The sequence below is a fragment of the Robinsoniella sp. genome, assembly GCF_034124845.1.
The window spans coordinates 1-2,582 of record NZ_JAWYAJ010000471.1; the positions used below are offsets into that span (position 1 = coordinate 1).

A 2,582-nucleotide genomic window follows, 5' to 3' on the forward strand; every position below is an offset into this window, starting at 1 on the left:
CCTAAATGGCACCGGGAGCACATCAGCCTCCGAGCCAACGGGGGAGACCGAGAGCATAGATGGCACCGAGAACACATCAGATGCAGCCTCTGATCCAACGCCGGAGACCGAGAACATAGATGCCACCGGGAACACATCAGATGCAGAATCCGAGCCAACGCCGGAGTCAGAAAACACAACAGACTCAGCATCATCAGCACAGAGCGAAAAAGAATATACCATCGGTAAATTGAAAGCTTTAAAACGAAATGCTGCAGCAAATACTGCACTGTCAGTTCCGATCTATAGAGACTACGATCAGAGTTTGATGGGGTACTACTCTTTTTCAGGGGGGAATATTGAAAATATAGAAGATCAGGTCTTTCTGGAACTGCCCTATCAGTTTGCCTGGGCAGAAGTAGAAATTGGACAGGGCACAGAACGTAAACGTTATCATATAAATTATTATGACGAGATAAACGGTATTGAATATTACGGTTTGGCTAATGAATCAGACGGGGCAGTACCGGACTATCAGATTGCATATGAGCTGCCGGATGATGCCGTGGTGAAATTCATATTTTCTCTAAGAACAAACGAACATCGCATACGTGTAGCTAATTCTTTACCAGGCTTCCATGTGGAATTTCTATATGGAGCAGAAGCTGGTTCTGATGGAGAATTTATATCGAGATTCAACAATCCGGTAAAAGTAAAATTAAGTTATCCCACAGGATATTGTGTGACTGATGAGAATGGCAAAACACCAGTTGGTATTTCCTTTAGCATTCCTGATATGACCGTTACAAGCGTCAGTAATCTGGATGAGAGGACGATTATTTACGATTTTATCTGCCCCGACAAGGATCTTTTGCTAACAGTCACAGGAGACGAAGATACAGAACCGCTGACATATGGGCTTTATGACAATACCAGTGCCTTTGGACGGCTGGAAGAGGGAGAGAGTTATATGAAGGCTGTCAACGAGGATGGTACCTATGTGGATGGCTCTGCATGGTATGGCTGCAGTGGTTACGGAGTAGAGCCGGGAGTTCGTGGAGGAACGTCAAAAAAAGCTTTAATAGCAAACGTTGCTGGTTCCAGTGTACCGTCTGCAAGAAATACGGCTACCGGAACTTTTACCAGTGGACAGGATCTGTATTTTGAATACTTAATGGATCGCTTTGAACGGGCACGTGTGAATTATATTTATTGGCCCTCTCCTGTGCTGACTTTTAATTATTATCCAAGCGGGATGGATTACTCCTCGTCAATACCACTTAGTAAAAGTATCGTCATGTGGAATCCGGGATGGAATGCAGGCACCGACATACCGGAATATGATCTGGGAGACGGAGTCAGCATAAAATTAGAAATCAAGCAAAGTGATATGACGGTTTCTCCTACCGATGGCAAACCGGTGAGATATAAATATAAGGTAGGAATCACTGTACGTAATGCAAAAAACAGTTTTTATTTAAAGGCTGGTTCCGCCAGCAGTATACAGGCTCCCCATTATATTAGGGAAACGACGGGAATCTCGTCTGCTCTGTATGACAATCAATCAAAATATGATTCTTACATTTTGTATGATCCGGCAGACAAACATGGAGCCTCGCCGTCACAGTTAAATTTAGAAAAAGGAACGGGCTTTCTGGATAAGCAGGCGATTGGCAATGAGTACTTTGGTGAAGGTCATGGCGTGCCCCCTGGTATTTCCAATTCCGGGATTGCTTTTAAGTTTGCGGTTACCCCCAGTCGTGGATATGTATATCCGGTTATTAATAGCTATGACGACAGTGGGAGCAGCCCTGTTTCCACCATAAAACCGGTAGAACTGCAGGCAGCCTCCTTGCATGAACTTACGATGGGTAATTACTCCTGGTTTCATGAAAGTTATAGGGGGAGAGAGGAAATCAGCCCCTTTCAGTACATTTCTTTTATGCCTGTTGAAGCCTATAATGCCGTACATAATATGAGGGCAGTAGATATTCAGGCAGAGAAAGTAACAGGAAAAATAAAAGGAGTAGATGCAGACAATCCCACTGTCAGCAAAGGGGAGGCCTTTGATTTACTGGAGAATGATAAAATCGTTTTCAATGAAGACTATGTACCGGCACACATACAGGGTAAGACCTTTGTCGGTTTCCACGCCACGATATCGCCGGCAGCAGGGAATAATCCTCTCGTACCGGACTATACAAGAGAATTATACAAAAACCAGGAGGGGACAGCATATTTTCAACCTGGGGATGTGGTCAGCGTATCGGATTATTATTATCAGAATGCAGATATGCTAAAGGATCTATGGACAAAGAATGGAACTCTTTCTGAAGATGACCGGAAGCATTTGCTGATGCTGATGTTTACATCGAAATATGAAGTAAATATCGTAGCGGATTATAGAGATGGTGAAAATGCAGAAGGGGGATTTGTAACGGGATATATTAATAAATATGTGCAGGATATTACAGCATCCGGGCTGGAATATCTGGAGAATCCGGCGGATACCAAAAGTATACATGCTATTAGCGGATCCAACCTGGTAATTACTAATTTTGCTCCTGAATTTGTATATCCCGCAGATGGTTATACCTATTATT

The 2,582-nt window shown here is 43.5% G+C and carries 1 protein-coding gene; it reads left to right on the forward strand.

The features are described 5' to 3' along the window. Positions 1–2,582, forward strand: a 2,582-nt coding sequence (locus tag ACH2DQ_RS23030) for a hypothetical protein (protein WP_395028502.1), incomplete at both ends; no start/stop codon positions are given.